Genomic DNA, 24,684 nt, shown 5'->3' on the forward strand with positions numbered 1-24,684 from the left:
TTATTCCGTCGTCTTCCCCCTTGCATCCAAATACCCTCTTTTAAACATATCCACGAACAGAAAGAATAGTGACAAGAGCAGTGGCCCGAAGATGACACCCATGAATCCGAAAAGGGACAAGCCGATTACAACTCCGAAGACAGTGATAAGCGGATGAATGTCTGCCATTTTCTTCTGGATGATGAAGCGTATCAGGTTGTCGAGCTGTGAAATGACTGCACCGCCATAGATGGCCAGGCCGATAGCTTGAACCCAGTTGCCTATCAATGCCATGTAGACAGCTATCGGAAACCATACCAGCGCTGTTCCTACCATTGGGATGATGCTGGCGAAGCAGGTCAGGAAACCGGCGAACAAGATGTTGGGAGCACCGAAAATCCAGTAGCCTATCATGGCTACTCCTCCTTGTATGACGGCGAGTAAGGGGATGCCGATGGCATTGGAGCGGACAATCATGTTGATTTCGTGGATGACGTTTTGTGTATTGTCATCGTTGAACGGCAGTAGGTCGTTGACGTACTGTTCCATCTTTTTGCCCCCTATCAGCATGAAGTAGAGTACAAAGACCAGTACGAAGATGTTGACGGCAAAACTGCTGATACCTCCCATGATGGCTTGCCCGATGCGGGGAAGAATTGAAATGACGTATGCCACCGTGTCTTTCCCCAAGATATAGTAGCCGGTTTTGGCTTTAATGATGTTGGCCGCTTCTTCGAAAGGAGCTATAATGGCTTGCGGGTCCAGATTGATGTTTTGAAGATTGACCACAGCCAGCCATACCACCAGCCCAAGTGGAACCAAAAAGCAGAGAATTGCCTCTGCCGTAATGAGGGTGGCAGCTATGCTGCGCTTCATTTTCCGCTTGTCGGAAAGGTACATCATCTGCTTTCTCACCAGGATATAGATAGTCAAGGCTCCCAGCAGACCGCCCATGAATGGGGCTATTTGTCTGAAAAGAATGATTCCCAGCCCGATAATGATGGCTATCAATGAATATTTCCAGTATTGTTCTTTTGTGCTCATAAAGTTCCTGTATTTCTTAGTAAAGAAACATAAAAGAAGTTGAAAAGGTTTGGAAATTGTGGCCGGAATTCAATATTTATCCTTCGTCCAGCCAGCCTAACCCCTGGCGTATGATTTCCGGCTCCCCATTGGTGCAATCCACTACGGTAGAGCCTTCCGTACCGCCGATACCGCCGTCTATTACCAAATCGACAATATCACCGAATTTCTCGTCAATCAGTTCCGGGTCTGTGCAGTATTCAATGTCCTCATTGTCCTCATGCGGCAATGTAGTTGTCATGATGGGAGCATCCAGCAGGCGGGCTATTTCTTGAATGATGGAATTGTCCGGCATACGGATGCCGACCTCCTTACGGTTACGGAATATCTTGGGCAGGCGGGTGGTGCCGTTCAGAATGAAGGTGAAAGCTCCGGGCAGATTACGCTTCATCAACTTGAAGGTGCTGTTGTCCACTTTGGCGTATTCGCTGACCTTGCTCAAGTCGTAGCAGATGATGGAAAGATTGTTCTTCTTGGGGTCGATATTTTTAAGACGGCAGATACGTTCGATGGCTCGTTCCTTCAGTCCGTGGCAGCCGATGGCATACATGGTGTCGGTAGGGTAGATAAGGATACCTCCGTCATTCAGTAGGTCGACCACCTGCTGCAGGTCGGCGGGATTGTTATTTTTTTCATAAAGTTTCAGAAGCATGGCAGAAATGGATTTGAGTTTTATATTACATGCAAAAATAGATAATAATCGGCTTATAAACAAGCAATTCACCTTTTTAGCATCTCTTTCTCCAGTTTCTTTATCTTCTTCCAGGCCTCTTTGAATTTGGGACAGAGGGTGACGGCTTTCTCATAGTTTTTCATGGCCGCCTCCTTCATGTCATGCTTCAGGCATTCGTCACCCATAAGGATGTATTCGCGGGCATACTTCACGAGGGCTTTCTCTTTCTCCAATGCTGCTTGCTTCAGTGCACGGTTTTCCTCTTTCAGACGGTTGATGATGTTCAGCTTCCGGCGGATGAGGCGCTGCACGTTGGGCTTCTCGATGTCGTAGCGGGAATGGATGGCTTTGAAAAACTCATCCAGGAAAGTGCCGAAGTCCCCTTTGTCGAAGGCTTTGGCGGCGGCAACGTATTGAACGTCTGCCTGTGCTTGCTTCAAGGCACGGTCGATGGCGGTGCGGTTGTTGAAGCGTTCGGAGAAGCTGACAATCTCCGGACGCACGAATACATCGGCACGGCTGATGGGCTTTTTCAGCTGGATGCCTTCCAGCGAGGTGCAGCGGCTGAGGGCTACGTATGCCTGCCCACCGGCAAACACGCCGCCGGTAAAGTCGATGACTACCCGGCTGAAGGTCAGCCCTTGGCTCTTGTGGACGGTGATGGCCCATGCCAGGCGCACGGGATATTGTGTAAAGGTTCCCAGTTCTTCCTCTTCAATCTGTTTCTTTTCTTCGTTGTATTTGTAGCGGATGTTTCGCCACGACTCTCGTTTGACGTCACATTCCTTGCCGTCGTCGGTGATGACGTAGAGGGTCTCTTCAATAGGGTCGAAGCCGCTGATGACGCCGATGGTGCCGTTCACCCAGCGGCGGTCGAAGTCATTCTTGATGAAGATGATTTGTGCGCCCGGTTTCAGTACCAGTTCCTGCGAGGTGGGGAGGCTGCTTTCGGGAAAGTCTCCCATGATTTCGCCGTAGAAGGTGACCGGGTCACCGGGAAGTTCCGCCAGTTTTTTGTCGTTGATGTAGTCCACATTGTCACGGCGGGTGGCGAGGGTGATGTACATGTCGGCTTCCGATTGCTCTATTTGGGTGCCATAGCGGGTGTTGAGCAGCTGAAGTTCGGCAGAGCCGACGGTATTGTTGCGGATGTGGTCCAGCACATGGATGAACTTGCTGTCTGTTTGCCGGTATACTTTCTGCAGTTCGATGGAGACAAGGTCTATCTGGCCGAATACCCTGGCAGAGAAGAAATAAGGGGTAGGGTAGAATCGGTTCAGTATCTCCCGTTCATCTCCTTTGACGACGGGTTCCAACTGGAACACATCGCCCACCAATAATATCTGTTTGCCGCCGAAGGGTTCGCGCAGGTTGCGGGAATAGACGCGCAGGATGCGGTCTACGGCGTCGATGATGTCGGCGCGTACCATGGAAATCTCGTCGATGATGACCAGTTCCAGTTCTTCCAGTAGTTTGCGGTGGGGTTTGGTGTATTTGAAAAATTCGTGGATGCGTCCCCGTTGCAGACTGAAGTTCGGGTCATCGGGCAGCAGGGGGTAGAAGGGCAGTTTGAAGAAGCTGTGCAGGGTACTGCCTCCGGCATTGATGGCGGCTATGCCGGTAGGGGCAAGCACTACATGCTTTTTCTTCGTATTCGCGCAGATATATTTCAGGAAGGTCGATTTGCCCGTACCTGCCTTGCCCGTCAGGAATACGGACTGACGGGTATACTGGATGAGGTTCAAGGCATCTTGAAACTCTTTGTTTTGTGTATCGGGAACGAAGCTCAAAAGATTTCAGATTTATGATGGATTCCCGACTATGCCGAAATATTTCAGGGCGTTGGCGATGCCGTCTTCATCAACAGAAGTGGTTGTGTAGTTACTGGCAGCTTTTACGTCGTCATTGGCATTGCCCATGGCTACACCGATACCGGCATGGCGCAACATGCTGATGTCATTTCCTCCGTCGCCGAAGGCCATGGTCTCTTCCAGCTTGATGCCGAAGTGGCGGATAATCTGGTCGATACCGTTCTGCTTGGTGTTTCCTTTGGCTGTCACGTCAACGAAGGCAGGATGCCAGCGGCCCATCTCGCAGTGGGGGACGGCGGGCAGGATGATTGCTTCTTCCTCGGCGTTGATAAAAGGAGTCAGCTGGAAGAAGGCTTTGTCGGCATGGCTGTCGGTATAGGGCTTTGCTTCGATGGGGTCCACTTTGAGTTGGCGGTGGAAGATTTCCTCCACTACTTCGCCGGGCTGGTTCACGCAGATGTCGTGCTCTCCCACCAGGATGCAGGGGATGTTGCGTTCGTGGCAGAAAGCTGTCAAGGCATCCACTTCCGCTGTCGGTATGGGGCTTTTGTAGATAACGGTGTCTTCTACAAAGCAATAGGCGCCGTTCATCGTGATGTAGCCGTCTATCAGATTCCGTTCCTGCAAGGCTGACAAGTTGTTGATGATGACGCGCGGACGTCCGGTAGAAATGAAGATATGTATGCCTTTGGCCTTGGCGGCAGTCAACGCTTCAATAGTGGAAACGGGAATTTCGTGGGTCTTGAAGCTGACCAAGGTTCCGTCGATGTCAAAAAACAGAGCTTTTATCATAAGGGGTTCTTTTATCTTGTGCGCGAAATTACTTAAAAAAGCGAAGATATTTCGTACTTTTGCGCACAAATAAATGATAAATAACAAATGAAGAAACATTCTTTGAAAGATTGGATGATAGCGGTGCGTCCGTGGTCATTCCCCGCCTCTTCGATGCCGGTGGTGGTGACGTTGGCATATCTGTATTGGATGCGGCAGGACATAAACTGGGTGAACGGCATCTGGGCATTGCTGAACATCGTCGTGTTTCACGCTGCCGGGAATACCTGGAGTGATTATTTTGACTACAAACATAAGGTCGATGCAAGGGATACCTTTGGCGCCAAGACCTTGACCGACGGGATGTTTGCTCCGCGCGAGATATATGGCTTGTCGATGGCATTGCTGGCAGTTGCCCTTGTTGCGGGTGTCGGCCTGCTGTGGCGTACGGGGTTGCCGTTGCTGTACATCGGTATAGGCGGCGCGGCTTGCTCGTTGCTTTATCCGCCGCTCAAGTATCGTGCGTTGGGCGATGTCGTCATCTTTTTGGCGTATGCCTTGCTGCCGACGTTGGGTACCTGCTATGTGGCTACGGGAGTAGTTGACTGGAATGTCTTGTGGATAGCTCTGCCGGTGGGACTGATTACGGTGGCCATTCTGCATGCCAATAATACACGGGATATGCGTACCGATGCCCGTGCAGAGATTCAGACACTGGCCATGAAGCTGGGAGGAAAGGCGTCGATGTACGTTTATTGTGCCGAAGTCCTTTTTCCTTTTGGCTGGATAGCCGGCTTGATAGCTGCGGGAACTCTTCCTTTATGGACCCTGCTGGTGATGCCGGCACTGGTTCCTGCCATAGGCAATGTACGGGTGGTGTCCCGTTTTCCCGGAAAGGGAGAAAGTGCCATAGCCGGTCTGGATGAGATGACTGCAAAACTCCAGTTGTTGTTCAGTCTGCTGTTCACGTTGTCGTTCGTTGTAGCCGGTCTGCTGTCATGAAGAAGCTGATTTTTACCATTCTGCTGGCTGCCGTGCTGTGGACGGTCATGTTTTCGCCTTGGACGGCTCCTTTCGTGAATTTCTGGTGGATGATGACCGGTTCTGCGCTCACACTGTCCGTGTTTGCCACCTTGTTCAATCCCGGCTGGTGGCGGGAGGTGAAGTGGAGCTTGCCGAATGTCTTGCTGGGACTTGGCATTGCTGTTGCTTTGTGGGGCGTTTTCTGGTTGGGAGACAAGGTGTCATCTTGGATGTTCGATTTTGCCCGTCCGCAGGTGGACTCCATTTATGGGATGAAAGAGGGAGAGTCTCCTTGGCTGCTGGCAGCATTGCTGCTGTTGCTGATAGGGCCGGCGGAAGAGATTTTCTGGCGCGGCTATGTGCAACGCACGCTTTCCAAACGCTGGAATCCGAATGCGGGTTTTGTGGTGGCTACTTTGATTTATGCACTGGTGCATGCCGGTTCCTGCAACTTCATGCTGGTCATGGCGGCTTTGGTGGTGGGGGCGGCATGGGGGGCGCTTTACCGTTTCTTTCCGAACCGCTTTGCCGCTATTATCTTGTCTCATGCAGTGTGGGATGTGGCGGTATTTATATTTTTCCCGATATGATTATTGTTTACAAAAATAAGGTGGCGGTAATGGATTGTATACTGAGCCCTATTCAGTCGTATACTGAACCTATTTCAGTATACGACTGAATAGGGCTCAGTATACGATAGAAATAGGATGTATTTATACATGTTGATAATCAGATAGTTGTAAATTCTCTTTCGGGCGGTATAAAAACAAGACAAATTGATGCGTTGAATTAGTGAAACTACAATAAAAAGACAAGCAAATGACTTACAATTTTGATGAAGTAATAGAGCGCCGTGGTACCGACTCCGTGAAATGGGACGGTGTGAAGAGTGTATGGGGACGCGATGACCTCCTCCCCATGTGGGTGGCGGATATGGATTTCCGCACGCCCCCGTTTGTGATGGAAGCCTTGCGGAAGCGTCTTGAACATGAAGTGCTGGGCTATACGTCTGCGTGTGAGGAATGGTATACTTCCATTTGTAGCTGGCTCAGTCGTCGCCACGGTTGGGACGTCACTCGCGAGATGCTGACTTTTGTACCCGGCATTGTCCGCGGTCAAGCCTTCGCATTGCAATGCTTCACCAATCCCGGCGACCGGGTAATGGTGATGACTCCCGTTTATCATCCCTTCTTCCTGGTGACGCAACGCATGAAGCGCGAAGTGGTTTACTCTCCGCTCGACCTGAAAGACGGACAGTATCAGATTGACTTTGAGCGTTTCCGTAAGGATATACAAGGATGCAAAGTATTGATTCTCTGCAATCCCCATAACCCGGGCGGGCGTGTATGGACGGTGGACGAATTACGCCGGATTGCTGATATTTGTACGGAAAGCCATACGTTTGTCATCTCCGATGAAATTCATGCCGACTTGACTCTGCCACCTTACAAACACCATCCTTTTGCTACTGTTTCGGGGGCTGCCGCGCAGAATTCCCTCACCTTCATGGCACCCAGCAAAACATTCAATATGCCGGGATTGGGAAGTTCGTACGCCATTATCCTCAATGAGGACATCCGCCACCGTTTTCAGGAGTTCATGGAAGCGGGCGAGTTCAGCGAAGGGCACATGTTGGCCTATATCGGTGCGGCTGCTGCCTATATGCATGGTGAGGAATGGTTGGAACAGCTGCTGGACTATATAAAGGGCAATATCGATTTCACGGAGAACTACCTGCGCGAGCATATTCCGGGCATCGGCATGATACGTCCGCAGGCTTCTTACCTGATTTATCTGGACTGCCGGGGATTGGGGCTGACTCAGGAGGAACTGGTGAGACTATTTGTGGACAAGGCACACCTGGCACTGAATGACGGCACCATGTTCGGTGAACCGGGTAAGGGATTTATGCGGCTGAATATCGGCTGCCCGCGTTCGGTGTTGGAGCAGGCGCTGAAGCAACTGGAAACTGCGGTTGCAGACAAATGATAGAAAAAACTATATCTCCTATATTATGAATAGATTACCTTTCCTTGGACTATTGTTTGCGTTGCTGTGCCTTGTTGCCTGCCGGCAGATGAATGAGGCACATCTGTTACATCTGGCAGAAAAACAGGTGAATATGAATGTGGACAGCGTGTATGCCTTGCTGGTACAGATAGAGAGGCCATCGCAACTTTCGGATGAGGAGAGGCTGTTGTATGGATGGCTGAATGCTTATGTGCACTATAAGCGGCACAACTCGATGGCGGAAGATTCCTTGATATTGCCTGCTTCCGATTATTACGTCTTCCGCAACGACACGGCGAAGAATCTGTTTTCCTATCAGTTGAAAGCCTGGTACTGGTATTGGCTGAAAGAGCACGAACGGTGTATAGCTGCCATTGACAGCGGCGTAGCTTTGGCCAAGGCGCTGCAGGACACGGGAAGAATGGCTGATATGCTGATTGATAAGGCATACTGGTATGTGTATGTCTGGAAAGATTATGAGAAAGCGATAGAAACTTTCCGTATCGCCATAGCTTTGGACGCAAGAGCCGGAAGCTTCTTCTCTATGGGAATTGCCATGGGGCTGAACAAGAATGATTCTGCATCCTATTACATGGAGCGCAGCATAGAACTGGCAGTGGAGGCAGAAGATACCAGTAAGATAGTGCATTATTTGCGTAACTATGCCCAGATGCAGGCTTACTCTTTTGATGAACCTTCCGGTGCAATAGCTACTATTCGTCGTATGGAGCAGTATGTCATCGACCCGGTGCAGTTGCGTATGGGAGATCTGGTGAAAGTGGAAGTGTTCTTGAAAGAAGGGCTGCTTGATTCGGCGGAATACTATTTGAATAAGGAGAGGAAACGTGGCGAGGGCCGGAACCGGTTTTTGACGGAAGAGAATATGGTGGCGGTATATAGGGCATTGATAGATTATACACGTCACCGTACGTTTGATGTGCTGGACGTGGCGCGCTATAATGATTCTGTAGCCAATGCTCTTACTGCGTTGCAGAGTACTGTCCGGCGTAAGGACGAGTCGAAGGAGACGCTTTCGCAAGCCAACTTGATTCTGACGGTGGAACGGAAGCAGGCACAACTGAATTTGTTGCTGGCACTGTTGGTACTGGTGCTTGCAGGTGGTGGTGTGTCCCTTTATATCCGTAACCGGCGCAACCGGCTGATTGAAGCGGAAGAACGGGCGGAAACACTGACCCGGTTGCTGGAAGATGCGACCAGGAACCAGTCGAAAGGGGAAGACGGGCAGTTTTTTCGGAAAATACTGTTGCAGCAATTAGGCATGATACGGCTGGTGGCTAAACAACCTACCTCACAGAATCAGGAGCTGCTTCGCCGCATTTCGGGTATTACCAGCCATGAACTGCCGGTAGAGAGTTTGCTGGTATGGGAGGACTTGTATCCTATCATAGACCGGATTTATGATAACTTCTACACAAAGATGGACAGCTGTTTTGGCGATGTGCTCATTGACAAAGAAAAGCAGCTTTGCTGCCTGCTCTGTGCGGACTTCTCGACGAAGGAGATTAGTGTGGTGACACAACAGAGCATTCCTACCATTTACCAGCGAAAGACGAATATCCGCAAGAAACTGGGGATGGGGGAGAAGGAAGGCATCGTAGAGTTTATAGGCAGCATATAGACCGGAAAAGGCATAATATAGACTTTTGTAAAATTAAAGTGTTGATATGTAGTGATTTGTAGTTTTGGGATATAGACTTTTTATTCCTCGATATAGACCGTTTGAGGCATGTTTTACCCCTACCTTTGTATCAGCGAAATACAAGGTGTGAAATATTGAAATCAAACGCATGATGAAAGAAAAACTACTGAACAACGTTAGAAAAAGAGTGATGGTATGGGTGGCCTTGGCAAGTATGGCAACTCTGCTTCCTGCTCAGACTTACCGGCTTTCCGGTTGTGTGCAGGACGAGAACCGCCAACCGGTAGAGGTGGCGAATGTGCTGCTGAAGCAGGCAAAAGACAGTACCTATATTACCGGTATGCTGACCGACACACAAGGTTGTTTTTCCTTTGACCAGCCACTGGGAGAATACTTGTTGCATATTACCCTTATCGGCAGCGAAGACCTCTACGTTCCCGTTGTGCTGCAAGGAAACAAAAACGTTGGCGAATTGACATTGAAATCTTCTTCCGCCTTGCTGGACGAAGTGACCGTTACGGCCGCGCGTCCCGTTATCAAGCGTCTGGTGGATAGGGTAGTGTTCGATGCACATAATACCATAGCCTCTGCCGGAGGCAGTGCACTCGACCTTCTGCGTGAAGTGCCCGGTCTGCAGGTTGGACAAAACAGTATTGGTATTATAGGTAAAGGGGGTATCAAGGTTTATATCAACGACCGTGAGACGAAGCTGTCGGGAGATGAACTGATAGATTACCTCCGTTCCTATGACGCCTCCCAGATACTGAAGGTGGAGGTGATTACCACGCCTCCGTCCAAATATGATGCCGCCGGAAATGCAGGCATCATCAATATTCGCTTGAAGTCACGTCCCAAAGATTACGTGGGTGGTACGGCTTCCGCTTCCTACAGCGCTGGTGAAAAGGACAATTACGGATATGGCGGGGTAAGCCTGAACCTCAGCAAGGGGCGCGTGTCATCCTTCCTCAACGGGGGTACTACGCAGGGCAACTATGAGACGCGTGAGAAGAATTACCGCTATTTTCCGCAGAACACCTGGAACAGCCGTGCCGACTACACCAATTACATGAATAGCTTCTACCTTCAGGGAGGTGTGGACGTATCGTTGGAACGGGACTGGACTGTAGGTATGCAGGCCATCTATAATCACAGTGCTCCCAAACCGGGCAACGCCCTTTCATGGACGGAAGTTTACGATGCCTCTACCGCCGTATTGGATTCTTTGCTGTACTCCAACAGTGACAAGGATACCAGTTCCGACCGCCTCAATCTGAATTTTCATACCGATAAGGTCTGGGATGACAAAGGCAAGAAAATGACTTGGGATGTGGATTACCTGCGTGACAACCGGGACGAAAATATGGGCTTTCTCTCGAAAACCCTCCTGCCTGACGGTACGGAGATTCCGGGCACAAACTTCGATTACAACTATCTGCAACATCGCAAGGTAGATGTAGTCTCCTCCGCTCTTGATTTCATCCTTCCTTTTGAAAAGTACAAGATAACGGCAGGTGCCAAGGTCTCCTTTACCAACACTCGCAACGGTATCAATTACGATACATCGGACCCTACGCTGGTGCAGGATGATTATTTCCGTTACAAGGAGCAAATCTATGCCTTATATGCTGATTATAGCCGTGAATATTCCGAACGTTTTTCCATGCAGTTGGGCTTGCGTATGGAGCACACCCGCACTACCGGTATTTCCGAAGCGAAGGATACGGAGGACAAGCACGACTATACGCGCTTGTTCCCTACTGTCTATCTGCTTTATTCGCCTACAGACGGGCATGCGCTGAACTTCAGTTTCTCCAACCGCATCTCCCGTCCGTCGCAGAATATGGTCAATCCTTTTCCGTTCTATCAGAACAAATATACGTATGCCTGCGGACGTGAGGACTTGAAACCCAGCTACACTTACAATGCAGAACTGGGATATACGTTGAAGAACAACTTCAATGTTTCCGCTTATTATTCTTATTCGGACGATGTATTCTTCCAGGTTGTGGACTTGGATGCCGAAACGAATGTGACTTCTTTCCTTTGGGAGAATTTCATGAAGACGCATGCTTTCGGGCTTAACAATTCGTACACTTTCCGTACCAAATGGCTGCAAGCTTACGCCCAGCATGGAGTGAGCTATCGCCGGACTACCTCCAGCGCTGTCACCACCTCTTCCGAGGAGAAAGGATGGGCTTATGACGCCAGTCTGCGCAACACTTTCTTCTTCAATGAAAAGAAGACTCTTCTGGCCACGTTGTCCGGTTCCTATTCTTCCCGTCAGTATCAGGGCATCTATCTGATGAGTCCCACTTACAGCGTCAGTGCAGGTATGCTTTACCGGTTGTTGGACAATAAGCTCAACCTCAGCCTGAATGTCAACAATCTGTTTGTCAGCCATTCCAAATTGGAAACCATGTCCAACGGGCTGAAGATAATTGCAGATAACCAGTTCTCCTTTACCAGTTTCCGTATCGGTGTATCCTATACTTTCGGTGGAGATATACGTAGCAAGGGGCAGCGGAACAGTAACGAGGATATTCAGAGAAGATTATAATAAGAAGTTTATTGCGTGTTGGCAATTGGGAGAAAATATTTATCTTTGTGATACAAGCGATTGTAACAACGATTAATATAAAACCATGATGACACAGAAACTTCTTTACCTATTGCCACTCTTCCTATTGTCGGGATGCGGGCAGGCTACTTACAAGAATGCATCTCTGCCGGCAGAAGAGCGTGCCGGACTTTTGCTGAAGGAACTGACGCTCGAAGAGAAGGTGTCCTTGATGATGGACAGCTCCAAACCAGTGGAACGCCTGGGCATCAAGCCCTATAACTGGTGGAATGAAGCGTTGCATGGAGTGGCGCGTGCCGGGCTGGCCACAGTGTTTCCCCAACCGATTGGTATGGCGGCATCTTTCTCGCCGGAGACTGTATACGAGGTATTTACTGCTGTTTCTGATGAGGCCCGTGCCAAGAATGCCTACTATACATCCCAGGAAAGCCATGAACGCTATCAAGGATTGACGATGTGGACGCCTACAGTGAATATCTATCGCGACCCCCGCTGGGGAAGGGGTATAGAGACTTATGGGGAAGACCCTTATCTGACCAGCCGTATGGGTGTGATGGTTGTAAAAGGTTTGCAGGGTACGAACGATGGAAAATATGACAAGCTGCATGCTTGTGCCAAGCACTTTGCCGTACACTCCGGTCCGGAATGGAACCGCCATGAGTTTAATGCGGAAAATATCAAGCCCCGTGATTTGTATGAAACTTATCTTCCTCCTTTCGAGGCTTTGGTGAAAGAAGGAAAAGTGAAGGAGGTGATGTGTGCCTACAACCGTTTTGAGGGCGATCCTTGCTGCGGTAGCGACCGCCTACTGATGCAGATTTTGCGCGATGAGTGGGGATTTGACGGTATTGTCCTTTCGGACTGTGGAGCTATTGCCGATTTTTACAGAGACTATGGTCATAAGACGCATCCTGATGCAGAGTCCGCTTCGGCGGCTGCGGTGCTGAGTGGAACTGACTTGGAGTGCGGTTCGAGTTACGAGGCCCTGGTAGAAGCGGTGAAGCAGGGAAAGATTGATGAAAAAGCAGTGGATGTAGCAGTCAAGCGTCTTTTGACGGCTCGCTTTGCCTTGGGTGAAATGGACGAGCCGGAGAAGGTGTCCTGGACCGGCATTCCTTTTTCTGTGGTGGCTTCTGCCGGACACGACTCTCTGGCGCTCGACATGGCTCGCAAGTCAATGACACTGCTTATGAACAAGGATAATACCTTGCCGTTGAAGCGTGGAGGGCTGACTATAGCCGTGATGGGTCCGAACGCCAATGATTCTGTGATGCAGTGGGGAAATTATAACGGTATGCCTCCGCACACAGTTACCATTCTGGACGGAATTAGAAAAGCTTTGGGGAGTGATGATCGGCTTATTTATGAACAAGGCTGCGGATGGGTGGAGAGAGCTCAGATACAGAGCGTCTTCAACCGTTGCAAGACTGCCGACGGGAAACCCGGATTTACTGCACGCTACTGGAATAACGTGACTCGTGACGGTGAGCCAGTCACTACTGCCCAAGTGACCACTCCTTTCCATTTCTGTACATCCGGTGCCACGGTTTTTGCTCCGGGTGTGAACCTTACCGACTTCTCGGCTACCTACAACAGCGTATTCACTCCCGACCAGTCGGGAGAGGTGGTCTTTGACATCTATGCTTATGGCTCAGGGAGATTGCGGATAAATGGGGAGGAAGTGAGAGGATTCTCCAATCAGCACGGTGGGCAGAAGAGTGCTTATACTTTGCAGGTACAAGCAGGAAAAACGTATGACGTTGAATTGGATTTTGAATATTTCCGTAGCGATGCACAGCTGAACTTTGACCTTGGATTTAAGAATGAAGTGGATGTGAGGAAATCTGTGGAGCGTGTAAAGGATGCTGATGTCGTGGTCTTTGTGGGAGGAGTCTCTCCGAACCTCGAAGGCGAGGAGATGGGTGTTGAGCTTCCCGGATTCAGAGGAGGCGACCGTACCGATATAGAGTTGCCTGCTGTCCAGCGGGAACTGATTGCCGCTTTGCACCGTGCCGGTAAAAAGGTGGTGTTGGTGAACTGTTCAGGTTCTCCTATCGGCTTGGAGCCGGAAACCGGGAGGTGTGGAGCTATCCTGCAGGCATGGTATCCCGGTCAGGCAGGTGGTACGGCTGTAGCCGAAGTCTTGTTCGGTGATTACAATCCGGCAGGACGCTTGCCGGTCACCTTCTACCGTAATGTGTCACAGCTTCCTGATTTTGAGGATTATAATATGACCGGCCGGACTTACCGTTACATGACCCAGGAACCGCTTTTCCCCTTCGGTCATGGATTGAGCTATACCTCTTTCTGCTATGGCGCTGTGGTGCTTGGTTCGGATAATATAAAGTCCGGTGAGAAATTGAGATTGAATGTCCCCGTAACCAATACCGGCAAATGTGACGGTGAAGAGGTTGTGCAGGTCTATTTGAAGAAAAACGATGATGTCGAAGGACCGAGCAAGGCATTGCGTGCTTTCAAACGGGTACATATCCCGGCAGGAAAGACGGTCGATGTAGAGTTTGATTTGGGCGATAAAGAGTTGGTGTGGTGGAATCCGCAAAGCAATACCATGTGCGTTTCCGAAGGCAGTTATGAACTTATGGTGGGCGGTAGCTCGCAGACTGCTGGTTTGCTGCGCCGGTCTTTTGTCATTCAGCCTTGATACATTGCTGACAAAGTCGAAAAAGAAAATTCCGCTTGAAGGTAAGTCATGACCCTCAAGCGGAATTTTTGTGTACTGGGGATACATGTTCTTAATAATCCTTAATACAATATGTTAACTTCCTTGCTTCTCTGTTCTTATCTAATTTTAATTGATATATTTGTGATATCATTATGATATCAATTAAATCTATAGAATATGGAAACAAAAGAGTGTGGTTTCAGTGGTTTCAAGATGAATGGCTTTTTGGCCTTGTTCCTTCATTTGGTAGTGCTTACGGCAGTGATAATCTTTGGGTTTATCATTTCTGTGCCTACCTTGATCCTTTCGGTGTGTCTGTGTCTGATATGGTTTATTATGTTTGCCGGCTATATGGAGCTGGAGCCGAACGAGGCGCGTGCTATGGTGTTCTTTGGTAAATATAAAGGGACGTTCAAGGAGACCGGCTTTTTCTGGGTAAACCCTTTCCTTAATAAGAAGAAGCTTTCGCTTCGTGCACGCAACCTGGATGTGGAGCCGATAAAGGTGAACGATAAGATTGGTAATCCTATTCTTATAGGACTGGTATTGGTGTGGAAGCTGAAGGACACCTATAAAGCCATGTTTGAGATTGATTCACAAACAATGGCTGCATCCGCTCCGACAGCGGGTAATGCGAACCAGGTCAGTCTTGGCAATGCGGTGGCCAACCGTATGAATGCGTTCGAGAATTTCGTCATGATACAGAGTGATGCCGCTCTTCGCCAGGTTGCCGGTCAGTATGCCTATGATGATAATGAGGCTGATACGGAAGAGTTGACACTTCGTTCGGGCGGTGAGGAAATCAATGAACAGCTGGAGCAGAAATTGAATGAACGCCTGGCCATGGCAGGTATGGAAGTGGTGGAAGCGCGTATCAACTATCTGGCATATGCGCCCGAAATTGCCGCTGTGATGCTGCGTCGCCAGCAAGCATCTGCCATTATTACGGCACGCGAGAAGATTGTGGAAGGGGCAGTCTCTATGGTAAAAATGGCGCTCCATAAACTTTCTGAAGAAGAAATTGTTGAACTGGACGAAGACAAGAAAGCAGCAATGGTCAGCAATCTGTTGGTAGTGCTTTGTGCGGACGAGGCTGCCCAACCGGTAGTCAATACGGGAACGTTGAACCATTGATAAAGGATACGGATGAAAGAGATGGGAGGCATAGGACGGTGGGCTCTTATACTGCTCTTGCTGGGCAATGTATATGGGGGCTTTGCACAAGATGCGAATACTGCGCGCGCGCAGCACATTTATGAATTGTTTGTGGCAGGGCAAGGTGACAGCATCCATGCGGCATTGAACCGGGAGTTGCAGGAGAAACTGGCTCCGGCACTCTTCAATGATTCTTTCCGGCAAGCAGAGAAAATGTTTGGTAAATCCATATCAAAAGGAGAATGGAAGACCGATTCTGCCCAGGGAATTACTATCTATTATTCCGATGTGGAATTTGAACGTTATAATCTCCGCTTTCTAGTGGCTTTTGATGCTGACGGGGCACTGAATACAATCCGGCTAGTCCCTGCACCTGCTGTTAGCACTGCCCAACCGGTAGCCTATGATAAGACAAAAATGGATGAAAGGGATATTACGCTGGGAGCCGACGGCTACAAGCTTCCCGGAACGTTGACTTTGCCCAAGAGGGCAGTCGGTTCGGATGTATGCAGGGTTCCTTGTGTTATTCTGGTACATGGTTCCGGTCCTCACGACCGTGACGAGACGATAGGTCCCAACAAGCCTTTCCGTGACCTGGCCTGGGGATTGGCGGAACGCGGCATTGCCGTCGTCCGCTATGAAAAACGGACAAAAGCATATGGTGCGGCTTGCGTTCCTGCCGGTCGCGAACTCGATTATGATACTGAGGCCGTGGACGATGCCGTTGCCATAGTGGAGCAGGTAAGGGCTTTGCCCGAGCTGGCTTCTGACAGTGTGTATGTGTTGGGGCACAGCCTGGGAGGTACATTGGCTCCCCGTATTGCCGGGCGTTCGAAAGGTTTGGCAGGTATCATTATCCTTGCCGGACTGGCAAGACCGCTTGAAGATGCTCTTGAGGAACAGTTTTATTATACCTCTTCTTTGACGGATTCTTCAGTCAATGTAAAGGCTCAACTTGATGAACTGAAACAACAGTTGGTGAATGTCAAAAAGCTTGGTACCGAAGAGTTCGATGAGGCAATTCCCTTACCGTTGGGGCAGCCTCGCTCATATTGGCTGTTTGCCAACGCTTACAAACCGGTGGAGGTTGCCGCTAAACTAAAGCTGCCCATATTTGTTCTTCAAGGGGAGAGAGATTATCAAGTGACTATGGAAGACTTCGGTTTATGGCGTTCCGGTCTGTTGCGTTGTAAGAATGCGTACTTCAAATCTTATCCGAAATTGAATCACTTGTTGCAGGAAGGCAGCGGCAAGGCGACTCCGTTTGAGTATAGCCATGCTTCGCCCGTCCCGGCATATGTTATGGATGACATTGCCTCCTTCGTGCGGGGCAAGCAGAATACTCTTTGATTGGTACTTGGTTATATCAAAGTAACTTCAATCATAAATCGTAAATTGTTAAATAGTAAATAAATAGTGGCTAAAAAAGAAACTTCAACCAAAAGCTTTGTCCTCCGTGTGGATGCTGCAACGATGGATGCCATTGAAAAATGGGCAGCCGACGAGTTCCGTAGTACCAATGGACAGCTTCAGTGGATTATCGCTGAAGCATTGCGGAAGAGTGGGCGGATGAAGAAGTCCAAGAATCCTCCTCCGTCTGAAGAGAAAGCAAAGGAGGATTAGTGATAACAGATTCTAAATCGTAGATAATATGATTAATCTTGGTCCTTATTCCGGCAAGAAATGCCCTAATGTCCGTTTCCAACCCACTGTGCTTGACCGTATTCTGGAAGGTACGGCCCTGCTTATCGTGCTCGTTACGTGGATTAGCATTTTAATAGTTCTTTTACCATTTATCCTCCTTTTTCATCTTTATTTGTTGTTATAAATCTGCCATTACCTACTAATGGTTACTCTTTCTCTTCTTTTCGCAATTTTTAGGTATTGTTCTCCTTTTTAACTACCTCTACCTTTGCTCCCAACAAAATTTAAGATAAAAGATGAGAAAATTAACTGGCTTATTCGTTTTATGTTTTTTGCTTTCTGCCAATGCTTTGCAGGCTGCTGAACCTGAAAAAGTTACTTCTGCAGCAGAGAGTACGGAGATTTCAACAGACAAAGAGAAAAAGGAAAAAGTAGCGAATGATGGCGACAACTACAAGAAATTCCGTTTCGGTGGATACGGAGAAATGGTTGCAAGTTTTAAGGATTATGGTATTAACCGTTTCTATGGTGCACCTGAAGGCAATCCAGACAAACATAGGAATACAATTTCTATACCCCGTTTCGTGTTGGCTCTGGATTACAAGTTCAATTCCAAATGGATACTCGGTGCTGAAATCGAGTTTGAATCCGGTGGTACGGGTACTGCTTATGAACTTGAGAATACGGAAAACGGTGAGTATGAAACGGAGGTGGAAAAGGGTGGCGAAGTGGCTATCGAGCAATTCCACATTACCCGTTTAATTGTTCCACAATTCAACATACGTGCCGGTCACATCATTGTCCCGGTAGGATTGACCAACGCCCATCATGAACCAATCAATTTCTTTGGAACTTATCGGCCGGAAGGAGAGACAACCATCCTTCCTTCTACGTGGCATGAAAACGGACTCGAGTTTTTTGGTTCTTTTGGAAAAGGATATGCCAGCTTTGATTATCAGGCCATGATAGTGGCCGGTCTGAATGCCAATGGCTTTGACCGTAACACCTGGATAGCAAGTGGCAAACAAGGCATCTTTGAAGAAGACAACTTTACTTCACCGGGCTATGTGGCTCGTCTGGACTATAAGGGGGTTCCGGGGTTGCGTATAGGTGCTTCGTTCTATTACTGCGCTGATGCCGGTTCCAATTCTGACAAAGCGGATACTTATTCGTCTACCGGTAAGATTCCGGTAAGAATTTATACGGCAGATGCCCAATACCGTAATAAATATGTGGTTGCCCGTGCCAATATGGTATACGGAAATTTGGGTAATTCAGCGAAGCTTAGTGAGGCAAATACCAAATTGTCGAATAAATCTCCTTACAGCCGTATAACCCCCATTGCAAAGAATGTAGTCAGTTATGCAGCCGAGGCCGGTTTGAATATCAGCGCTTTCTTCAAAGGAAACAGGAAAGTTCCGGTTATCTACCCCTTTGCACGTTATGAATATTATAATCCGCAAGAAAAGGGAGAGGCCAGCCAGATAATGGAGAAACGTTGTCAGGTAAGCATGTGGACTGCTGGATTGAATTGGTATGCCTTGCCTAATCTGGTGGTAAAGGCTGACTACACTACCCGCCAAATCGGAACAAACAAGGTTTTTGGAACTGGCAAGTATAATAGTGAAAATGAGTTTTCGATTGGTATTGCCTATATCGGTTGGTTTGTCAAGAAGTAGATGAATAGTAATCAATTAATTTTATACAGATGAAGAAAAATTTCTTTTATGCGACAGCTTTGGTATTAGGGCTGGCATTTACGGCTACTGCTTGTAGCGATGATGATGACAACAGTACAGTTAATCCTGCTGACATTGAGTATAATTCGGAGAATGCGGCAAGTTGGCACAACTACATGAGAAATGTGGCGGCTTTGTTGAAGACAGATGCCACCAATCTTTATGATTCTTGGAATACGAGTTATAAGGGTGGGGCAAGTTTTGCAACTTCCTTCAAAGCTCATAATGGTGCCTATAACTTTTCAAGTGCCTGGAACTGTATAGAGCAGGTTATCGACGGTTGTGTTGAAATCTCCAATGAGGTAGGTGAGACGAAGATTGGTGATCCATATAATAAATATATGGCAAACAATGTTACAGAGGCCCTCTATGCTGTTGAGTCATGGTATAGCTGGCATTCCCGTGATGATTATACCAATAATATTTACTCAATCCGCAATGCCTATTACGGCTCTTTGGACGGTAAGGTGAGCGACAAGTCAATTTCAAAATTGGTGGCTGGAGTCAATGCGGAGTTGGATACGAAAGTGTCGGCAGCTATCACTACGGCAGCATCGGCTATTCAGGCTATTCCCCAACCTTTCCGTAATAATATCAACAGTCAGGAAACGGTAGCGGCTATCAAGGCTTGTGAAGAACTGGAAAGTGTATTGGATAAGGAGTTGAAACCTTATATCAGGGACAATAGCACCATTAACAGCAATGAAGCACTTGACCCGATTGTTGAAAATTATGTCAATGTTGTGGTTTTGCCTACCTATAAGGATTTGAAGGAGAAGAATAGTACGCTGTATGACGCTGTGGTGGCTCTTGCCAACAATCCCTCTAACAGTGCTTTTGAGACGGCATGCAATGCTTGGATAACAGCCCGTGAACCTTGGGAGGAAAGTGAGGCGTTCCTATTTGGGCCGGTGGATGAGCTGGGACTTGACCCGAATATGGATAGTTGGCCTTTGGACCAGAACGCCATTGTCCAGATTCTGAATTCCCAGAAATGGGGCGATTTGGAATGGAGCGAGGGTGATGATGATGCAAAAGTTGAATCTGCTCAAAATGTACGCGGATTCCATACTTTGGAATTCCTGCTTTTCAAGGATGGCAAGCCTCGTACAGTTAAATAAGAATTATTTATAAACAATACTCAAGAAGTAAAGGGGAGGATTTGGAGAATCCTGCCTTTACTTCTTTGGCATGTTTGGATATGCCATTATTAAAAAGTAGATAAAGATGATGAATCGTTTAATGAGATATTCATGTCTTCTCCTTTGTTTGTCGGCAGGTTTGACTGCTTGTGATGATGATGGGATTGACGTGTTGGATATAGAGATTCCTGAAGGATACGCTCTGTCTGCCGGAACGTCCACAATCTTCATGAATTCATCCAAGGCCTATGATTCACCGGCAGACTGGGTGTCGGGTGTTTACAACAGTCGCTTTAATGATGGTGACGGGCTTTACGATGATGTGCGTACGAGTAGCAATGGCATGGGAGGTGGTCTTGGCCCGGTCTATGCGGGGTATTCTTGTGGCAGTTGTCATCGTAATGCCGGCCGTACCAAACCGACGCTGTGGAGTGAAGGTGGATCGGGTAGTTACGGGTTTTCCTCGATGCTGGTTTATATAAGCCGCAAGAATGGTGCGTTTTTTCAGGATTATGGTCGTGTCCTCCATGACCAGGCCATTTATGGAGTGAAACCGGAGGGGAAGCTTTCTGTGGAGTATACTTATGAGACTTTTACCTTTCCCGACGGAGAGAAGTATGAACTTTGCAGACCGGCTTATTCCATATCCGAATGGTATGCTGACAGTATAAAGCCTGAAGATATGTTCTGTACGGTGCGTATCCCGTTGAGACATGTCGGTATGGGGCAAATGATGGCTTTGGAACCTACGGAGATTGAAGCGCTTGCTGCAAAAAGTAATTATCCGGAGTATGGTATAAGTGGCCGTTGCAATTACATTACCGAACGTGGTGTGAGAAGCTTGGGGCTGTCGGGAAATAAGGCTCAACATGCGGATTTGACTGTTGAACTTGGTTTTTCAAGTGATATGGGTGTTACCAATAGCCGCTATCCGGAAGAGATATGCGAGGGGCAGTCCCAGGTGAATCAAGGCAGCATGATGGGGCTTTCTTATGCCCAGTTGGATGTTTCTACAGAAGATATGGAAGATGTTGACTTGTATATGCAGAGTCTTGGTGTTCCTGCACGGCGTAATGTGAATGACCCGCAGGTGATAAGGGGAGAACAGAATTTCTATAAAGCCAAGTGCCATCTTTGCCATGTCACCACGTTGCATACCAAGCCTCGGGGCTCCGTGCTGTTGAACGGTACCCGTTTGCCATGGTTGGGAAGTCAGACAATTCACCCCTATTCGGATTTTTTGCTGCATGATATGGGCTCCGAAATTATGGGAGTCGGTCTGAATGATAACTATGTAAGTGGGTTGGCGCGTGGCAATGAATGGCGCACTACTCCGCTTTGGGGTATCGGGCTTCAGGAAAAGGTAAACGGACATACCTACTTCTTGCACGATGGTCGTGCCCGCAATCTTGTTGAAGCCATAATGTGGCATGGGGGAGAGGGAGAAGCATCGAAAAATCTCTTTAAGAACATGAGTAAGGATGACCGTGATGCCCTGATTGTATTTTTAAATTCACTTTAGAACTAATAAGCTTTATATAAAAAGTAATTATGAAGAAATTTTTATATGTCGCCATGCTGGCTGTTTTGCCTTTGACCGCTATGGCGCAACATGAGGAAGATACGGAGAATGGTGTAGTGTCATTGGCCGGAAGAGAAGGTTTTACCATTGAAACAAAGAAAGGTGATTTTGTTTTCAAGCCTTATCTGTTGGTACAAACGAGTGCTAATTTCAATTGGTATGATGATGAAGGCTTGGATAAGGCTTATAACCAAGATAATATTGCCAATTCGGGTTTTTCCATTCCTTATGCCGTACTTGGCTTTACTGGCAAGGCTTTTGGAAAAGTAGCTTTCAATCTGTCCATCAATGCTGCTGCAAGTGGAGGAGCGCTGTTACAGCAGGCGTGGTTTGATGTACAGCTGAAAAAACAATTTGCGATTCGTGTCGGAAAGTTCAAGACTCCATTCTCGCATGCCTATCTGACAACTCTTGGCGAAACACTGCTTCCCCAGTTGCCGGTTTCTCTGACGTCTTCTGTAATTTTGCCTTATTCGTTGAATGCCGTGACGCCTAATATCGGTACGGGATTTGACCTGGGTGTTGAAATTCACGGTCTGGTGGCAGATAAGTTCGGTTATGAAGTCGGCTTGTTCAATGGAACCGGAGCTTCCGTGAATACAGCTTCAAAGACGATGAGTGATGACTGGCATATCCCTTCATTGCTGTATGCCGGACGTCTGACTTATATGCCCAAGGGGGTGATGCCTTCCACACAAGGTAATCCTAACCGTTTGAACGAGGATAAGATATTATTCGGTCTTTCGGGTTCTATCAATGTGGAGAGTGAAAATGAGAGTACCAATGATACCCGTGTGGGGTTGGAATTTGCCATGTTGAAGAACAAGCTCTATCTGGCGGCTGAAGCTTATTATATGAATGTAGGTTTCACCAAACGGCAAAAGATAAATGAATCGTATAGCTTTTTAGGCGGTTATGTGCAAGGTGGTTACTTTGTCGCTCCCCGCCTACAGCTTGCCGCACGCTACGATATCTTCAATCGTAACGGTACGGATGACGACGGTTTCCTGAATATGCCTGCTGTAGGTATGAATTACTTTTTCAGAGGATGCAACCTGAAATTGCAGGCAATGTATCAGTATGTAGCCCGTTGGGGACACGACACGCAGCTCGACCGTGATAATGATAATTTAGGTCTGGCCACTCACTCTGCCACGGTGATGCTTCAATATACATTCTAAATGAAGTCAGGAAAGGATTCGTCTATGAAAAAATACATTCTTTTCTTTTTTCTGCCCGTGCTTCTTATAGGTCTGCATGCATGCGATGAGGGGAGAATTTATGAGAATGCCGTAGTGGCCACGGGTGAAGGACGCACAGTGAAGATGACAGGCCGGATTAGTGGTGTGGATAAGTGGTCGGGCGACTATAGTGTGGTAGTGGCAGGATTTGATGATGAAAGCGATTATGCCATTGTTTCAAAGGTTGTTCCGGTATCCGAATCGGATAATGATGAAATCCAGTTGACAATGTCCGGCATAACGGATGAGGTGACAACAGTCGAGCTATGTGTAATCAATAAGTTGAGAAAGCGCATTGTCAGTTTGGTGGCAATGGAATGTACTGAAATCGCTGATACTATACTTATGGATGCAGGAACAGTTGATGCAAGTATGTACAATGCCATTCAACAAAAAATATTCAATGCCACTTGTACGGCTTGCCATGGTCTTAGCACCACTCCGGGTGGTGGCTTGAATCTGCTGGAAGGACATAGCCATGCTGATCTGGTCAACCGGGCTTCAACGACGGTGGACGGTAAAATGAGGGTTATGCCCGGCAATGCGTCAGAAAGTGTCTTGCATCTCATATTGGGTACGGACATCAGCTCGGATTGGCGTATAGACCATTCTCAGATGATAACCTCATCTGATATGCAGTCTTTGATTGGCAACTGGATTGACGATGGTGCACAGCCGTAATAATGATGGGCCTTACTGGTAATACCGGTACTTTTTTGAACAACAACGACTAATTGATATTTAATATGAAAGATAAACAACAACAAACTAATCAATCGGAGAATACCTTAACCGAAATCTTTAAATATGAGGTAGAAGCGGGTGTTTCGGAATATCATGTAATGATTCATGCTACCAGACCGGAAGCGACTTATGAAGAACAGCTGAATGCGGTGGTCGACACTTACTGCCAACTACGTGAAAGTGAGCTACAAGGTGCTGTTGCCATCTTTAAACGCTACTTTCTAAGTGACGCCGCCAATCAGGCAGATATGCTACTGGCGCTTTCGGCAGAATGTTCGGATTGTGCACTCTCCGTGGTAGAGCAGCCGCCGTTGAACGGTACAAAGATTGCACTGTGGGTCTATCTGCAGAAAGGTGTGGAAACACAGGTACTTCATAACGGATTGTTCGAAGTGAGACATGGCGCCTACCGTCACCTTTGGGGAGGCGGCTCTTTCAATCGTGCCGCCAATTCGGAATACCAGACCCGTCTGCTGTTGAATGACTATGTGATGCAGCTGATGGAACAGGGCTGCAAGCTGGCTGATAATTGCATACGTACCTGGTTCTTTGTACAGAACGTGGATGTGAATTATACCGGAGTGGTGAAGGCGCGTAATGAGGTGTTTGTTACCCAGGACTTGACGGAGAAGACTCATTATATTTCCAGTACCGGTATCGGTGGCCGTCATGCCGACCCAAAAGTGACGGTTCAGATGGATACTTATGCTGTAGATGGTTTGAAATCTGAACAAATTCACTACCTTTACGCACCGACACATCTGAATCCCACATACGAATACGGTGTGAGTTTCGAGCGAGGTACGTATGTGGATTATGGCGACCGTCGCCAGGTGTTTATTTCGGGTACTGCGAGCATCAATAATAAAGGTGAGGTGGTATATCCCGGGGACATTCGCAAGCAGACGGAACGTATGTGGGAGAATGTGGAGGCTTTGTTGAAAGAGGCTGGCTGTACGTTTGATGATTTAGGACAGATGATTGTTTATCTGCGGGATGTTGCTGACTATACCGTGGTCAAAGGAATGTATGACGAGCGTTTTCCGGATACTCCGAGAGTGTTTGTATATGCTCCCGTATGTCGTCCGGGTTGGCTGATAGAGATGGAATGTATGGGAGTCAAGTCTTTAGAAAACAAGGAGTTTGCTCCATATTGATTTTTTACT

19 protein-coding genes are annotated in these 24,684 nt (G+C 47.9%); 15 read left to right on the plus strand and 4 right to left on the minus strand.

Going from position 1 to position 24,684, the window contains the following annotated elements; genetic code table 11:
• From DW896_RS12925 to DW896_RS12940, 4 genes are all read right to left on the minus strand, one after another.
• Positions 1 to 1,023 carry an AI-2E family transporter gene (locus DW896_RS12925; RefSeq protein WP_005823830.1) on the minus strand — a complete coding sequence of 341 codons (1,023 nt, stop codon included), beginning with the start codon at positions 1,021 to 1,023 and terminating at the stop codon, positions 1 to 3.
• 76 nt (positions 1,024 to 1,099) lie between these two features.
• Complete coding sequence (locus DW896_RS12930) at positions 1,100 to 1,714, minus strand: L-threonylcarbamoyladenylate synthase (RefSeq protein ID WP_005835297.1); 615 nt, start codon at positions 1,712 to 1,714, stop codon at positions 1,100 to 1,102.
• A 68-nt stretch (positions 1,715 to 1,782) separates the two neighbouring features.
• Complete coding sequence (locus DW896_RS12935; RefSeq protein ID WP_005835299.1) at positions 1,783 to 3,525, minus strand: ATP-dependent RecD-like DNA helicase; 1,743 nt, start codon at positions 3,523 to 3,525, stop codon at positions 1,783 to 1,785.
• A gap of 12 nt (positions 3,526 to 3,537) precedes the next feature.
• A complete protein-coding gene (locus DW896_RS12940; protein WP_016272569.1) occupies positions 3,538 to 4,338 on the minus strand; it encodes a Cof-type HAD-IIB family hydrolase in 801 nt (266 codons plus the stop codon).
• Positions 4,339 to 4,425: 87 nt separating this feature from the next.
• On the opposite strand from DW896_RS12940, the gene DW896_RS12945 reads away from it, so the two are divergent.
• The 15 genes from DW896_RS12945 (at position 4,426) to DW896_RS13015 (ending at position 24,675) form a co-directional block, all read left to right on the plus strand.
• Positions 4,426 to 5,319, plus strand: a complete 894-nt coding sequence (locus tag DW896_RS12945) for a prenyltransferase (RefSeq protein WP_035450026.1) — start codon at positions 4,426 to 4,428, stop codon at positions 5,317 to 5,319.
• Positions 5,316 to 5,930 (plus strand): CPBP family intramembrane glutamic endopeptidase, encoded by a 615-nt coding sequence (locus DW896_RS12950; protein ID WP_009037118.1) that lies wholly within the window; start codon positions 5,316 to 5,318, stop codon positions 5,928 to 5,930. Before DW896_RS12945 ends, DW896_RS12950 begins: the two co-directional genes overlap by 4 nt.
• 229 nt (positions 5,931 to 6,159) lie before the next feature.
• The gene (locus DW896_RS12955; RefSeq protein ID WP_005835307.1) at positions 6,160 to 7,329 is read left to right on the plus strand and encodes a MalY/PatB family protein; all 1,170 of its coding nucleotides are present in this window, start codon (positions 6,160 to 6,162) and stop codon (positions 7,327 to 7,329) included.
• Positions 7,330 to 7,354: 25 nt separating this feature from the next.
• The gene (locus DW896_RS12960; protein WP_119993338.1) at positions 7,355 to 8,989 is read left to right on the plus strand and encodes a hypothetical protein; all 1,635 of its coding nucleotides are present in this window, start codon (positions 7,355 to 7,357) and stop codon (positions 8,987 to 8,989) included.
• Between the two features lie 172 nt (positions 8,990 to 9,161).
• Positions 9,162 to 11,567: a TonB-dependent receptor domain-containing protein gene (locus DW896_RS12965; RefSeq protein WP_119993346.1), complete on the plus strand. Its 2,406-nt coding sequence runs from the start codon at positions 9,162 to 9,164 to the stop codon at positions 11,565 to 11,567.
• 88 nt (positions 11,568 to 11,655) lie between these two features.
• Positions 11,656 to 14,250 (plus strand): xylan 1,4-beta-xylosidase, encoded by a 2,595-nt coding sequence (gene xyl3A, locus DW896_RS12970; RefSeq protein WP_119993348.1) that lies wholly within the window; start codon positions 11,656 to 11,658, stop codon positions 14,248 to 14,250.
• A 198-nt stretch (positions 14,251 to 14,448) separates the two neighbouring features.
• The gene (locus DW896_RS12975; protein ID WP_117588956.1) at positions 14,449 to 15,405 is read left to right on the plus strand and encodes an SPFH domain-containing protein; all 957 of its coding nucleotides are present in this window, start codon (positions 14,449 to 14,451) and stop codon (positions 15,403 to 15,405) included.
• 12 nt (positions 15,406 to 15,417) lie between these two features.
• Positions 15,418 to 16,776, plus strand: coding sequence for an alpha/beta fold hydrolase (locus DW896_RS12980; RefSeq protein WP_117588957.1), 1,359 nt, complete (start codon positions 15,418 to 15,420; stop codon positions 16,774 to 16,776).
• A 66-nt stretch (positions 16,777 to 16,842) separates the two neighbouring features.
• A complete protein-coding gene (locus DW896_RS12985) occupies positions 16,843 to 17,049 on the plus strand; it encodes a hypothetical protein (RefSeq protein ID WP_005823802.1) in 207 nt (68 codons plus the stop codon).
• 317 nt (positions 17,050 to 17,366) lie between these two features.
• Positions 17,367 to 18,749, plus strand: a complete 1,383-nt coding sequence (locus DW896_RS12990) for a hypothetical protein (RefSeq protein ID WP_005823799.1) — start codon at positions 17,367 to 17,369, stop codon at positions 18,747 to 18,749.
• Between the two features lie 29 nt (positions 18,750 to 18,778).
• Positions 18,779 to 19,930, plus strand: coding sequence for an imelysin family protein (locus tag DW896_RS12995; RefSeq protein WP_117599408.1), 1,152 nt, complete (start codon positions 18,779 to 18,781; stop codon positions 19,928 to 19,930).
• Between the two features lie 109 nt (positions 19,931 to 20,039).
• The gene (locus DW896_RS13000; protein WP_085931069.1) at positions 20,040 to 21,473 is read left to right on the plus strand and encodes a di-heme oxidoredictase family protein; all 1,434 of its coding nucleotides are present in this window, start codon (positions 20,040 to 20,042) and stop codon (positions 21,471 to 21,473) included.
• A gap of 29 nt (positions 21,474 to 21,502) precedes the next feature.
• Positions 21,503 to 22,714 carry a porin gene (locus DW896_RS13005; protein ID WP_005823796.1) on the plus strand — a complete coding sequence of 404 codons (1,212 nt, stop codon included), beginning with the start codon at positions 21,503 to 21,505 and terminating at the stop codon, positions 22,712 to 22,714.
• A gap of 24 nt (positions 22,715 to 22,738) precedes the next feature.
• Complete coding sequence (locus tag DW896_RS13010; protein ID WP_009037108.1) at positions 22,739 to 23,455, plus strand: hypothetical protein; 717 nt, start codon at positions 22,739 to 22,741, stop codon at positions 23,453 to 23,455.
• A gap of 65 nt (positions 23,456 to 23,520) precedes the next feature.
• Positions 23,521 to 24,675, plus strand: coding sequence for a Rid family hydrolase (locus DW896_RS13015; RefSeq protein WP_119993340.1), 1,155 nt, complete (start codon positions 23,521 to 23,523; stop codon positions 24,673 to 24,675).
• Positions 24,676 to 24,684: the final 9 nt, after the last annotated feature.

Source organism: Bacteroides sp. AM41-16 (assembly GCF_003603495.1).
In the GTDB taxonomy this organism is placed as follows: Bacteria; Bacteroidota; Bacteroidia; order Bacteroidales; family Bacteroidaceae; genus Bacteroides; species Bacteroides uniformis.

What these genes read in the sequence shown, in the direction of transcription:
- DW896_RS12925 (WP_005823830.1), bottom strand. Translation starts at nt 1,023, where the DNA reads ATGAGCACAAAAGAACAATACTGGAAATATTCATTGATAGCCATCATT.
- DW896_RS12930 (WP_005835297.1), bottom strand. Translation starts at nt 1,714, where the DNA reads ATGCTTCTGAAACTTTATGAAAAAAATAACAATCCCGCCGACCTGCAG.
- DW896_RS12940 (WP_016272569.1), bottom strand. Translation starts at nt 4,338, where the DNA reads ATGATAAAAGCTCTGTTTTTTGACATCGACGGAACCTTGGTCAGCTTC.
- DW896_RS12945 (WP_035450026.1), top strand. Translation starts at nt 4,426, where the DNA reads ATGAAGAAACATTCTTTGAAAGATTGGATGATAGCGGTGCGTCCGTGG.
- DW896_RS12950 (WP_009037118.1), top strand. Translation starts at nt 5,316, where the DNA reads ATGAAGAAGCTGATTTTTACCATTCTGCTGGCTGCCGTGCTGTGGACG.
- DW896_RS12955 (WP_005835307.1), top strand. Translation starts at nt 6,160, where the DNA reads ATGACTTACAATTTTGATGAAGTAATAGAGCGCCGTGGTACCGACTCC.
- DW896_RS12960 (WP_119993338.1), top strand. Translation starts at nt 7,355, where the DNA reads ATGAATAGATTACCTTTCCTTGGACTATTGTTTGCGTTGCTGTGCCTT.
- DW896_RS12965 (WP_119993346.1), top strand. Translation starts at nt 9,162, where the DNA reads ATGAAAGAAAAACTACTGAACAACGTTAGAAAAAGAGTGATGGTATGG.
- xyl3A (WP_119993348.1), top strand. Translation starts at nt 11,656, where the DNA reads ATGACACAGAAACTTCTTTACCTATTGCCACTCTTCCTATTGTCGGGA.
- DW896_RS12975 (WP_117588956.1), top strand. Translation starts at nt 14,449, where the DNA reads ATGGAAACAAAAGAGTGTGGTTTCAGTGGTTTCAAGATGAATGGCTTT.
- DW896_RS12980 (WP_117588957.1), top strand. Translation starts at nt 15,418, where the DNA reads ATGAAAGAGATGGGAGGCATAGGACGGTGGGCTCTTATACTGCTCTTG.
- DW896_RS12990 (WP_005823799.1), top strand. Translation starts at nt 17,367, where the DNA reads ATGAGAAAATTAACTGGCTTATTCGTTTTATGTTTTTTGCTTTCTGCC.
- DW896_RS12995 (WP_117599408.1), top strand. Translation starts at nt 18,779, where the DNA reads ATGAAGAAAAATTTCTTTTATGCGACAGCTTTGGTATTAGGGCTGGCA.
- DW896_RS13000 (WP_085931069.1), top strand. Translation starts at nt 20,040, where the DNA reads ATGAATCGTTTAATGAGATATTCATGTCTTCTCCTTTGTTTGTCGGCA.
- DW896_RS13005 (WP_005823796.1), top strand. Translation starts at nt 21,503, where the DNA reads ATGAAGAAATTTTTATATGTCGCCATGCTGGCTGTTTTGCCTTTGACC.
- DW896_RS13010 (WP_009037108.1), top strand. Translation starts at nt 22,739, where the DNA reads ATGAAAAAATACATTCTTTTCTTTTTTCTGCCCGTGCTTCTTATAGGT.
- DW896_RS13015 (WP_119993340.1), top strand. Translation starts at nt 23,521, where the DNA reads ATGAAAGATAAACAACAACAAACTAATCAATCGGAGAATACCTTAACC.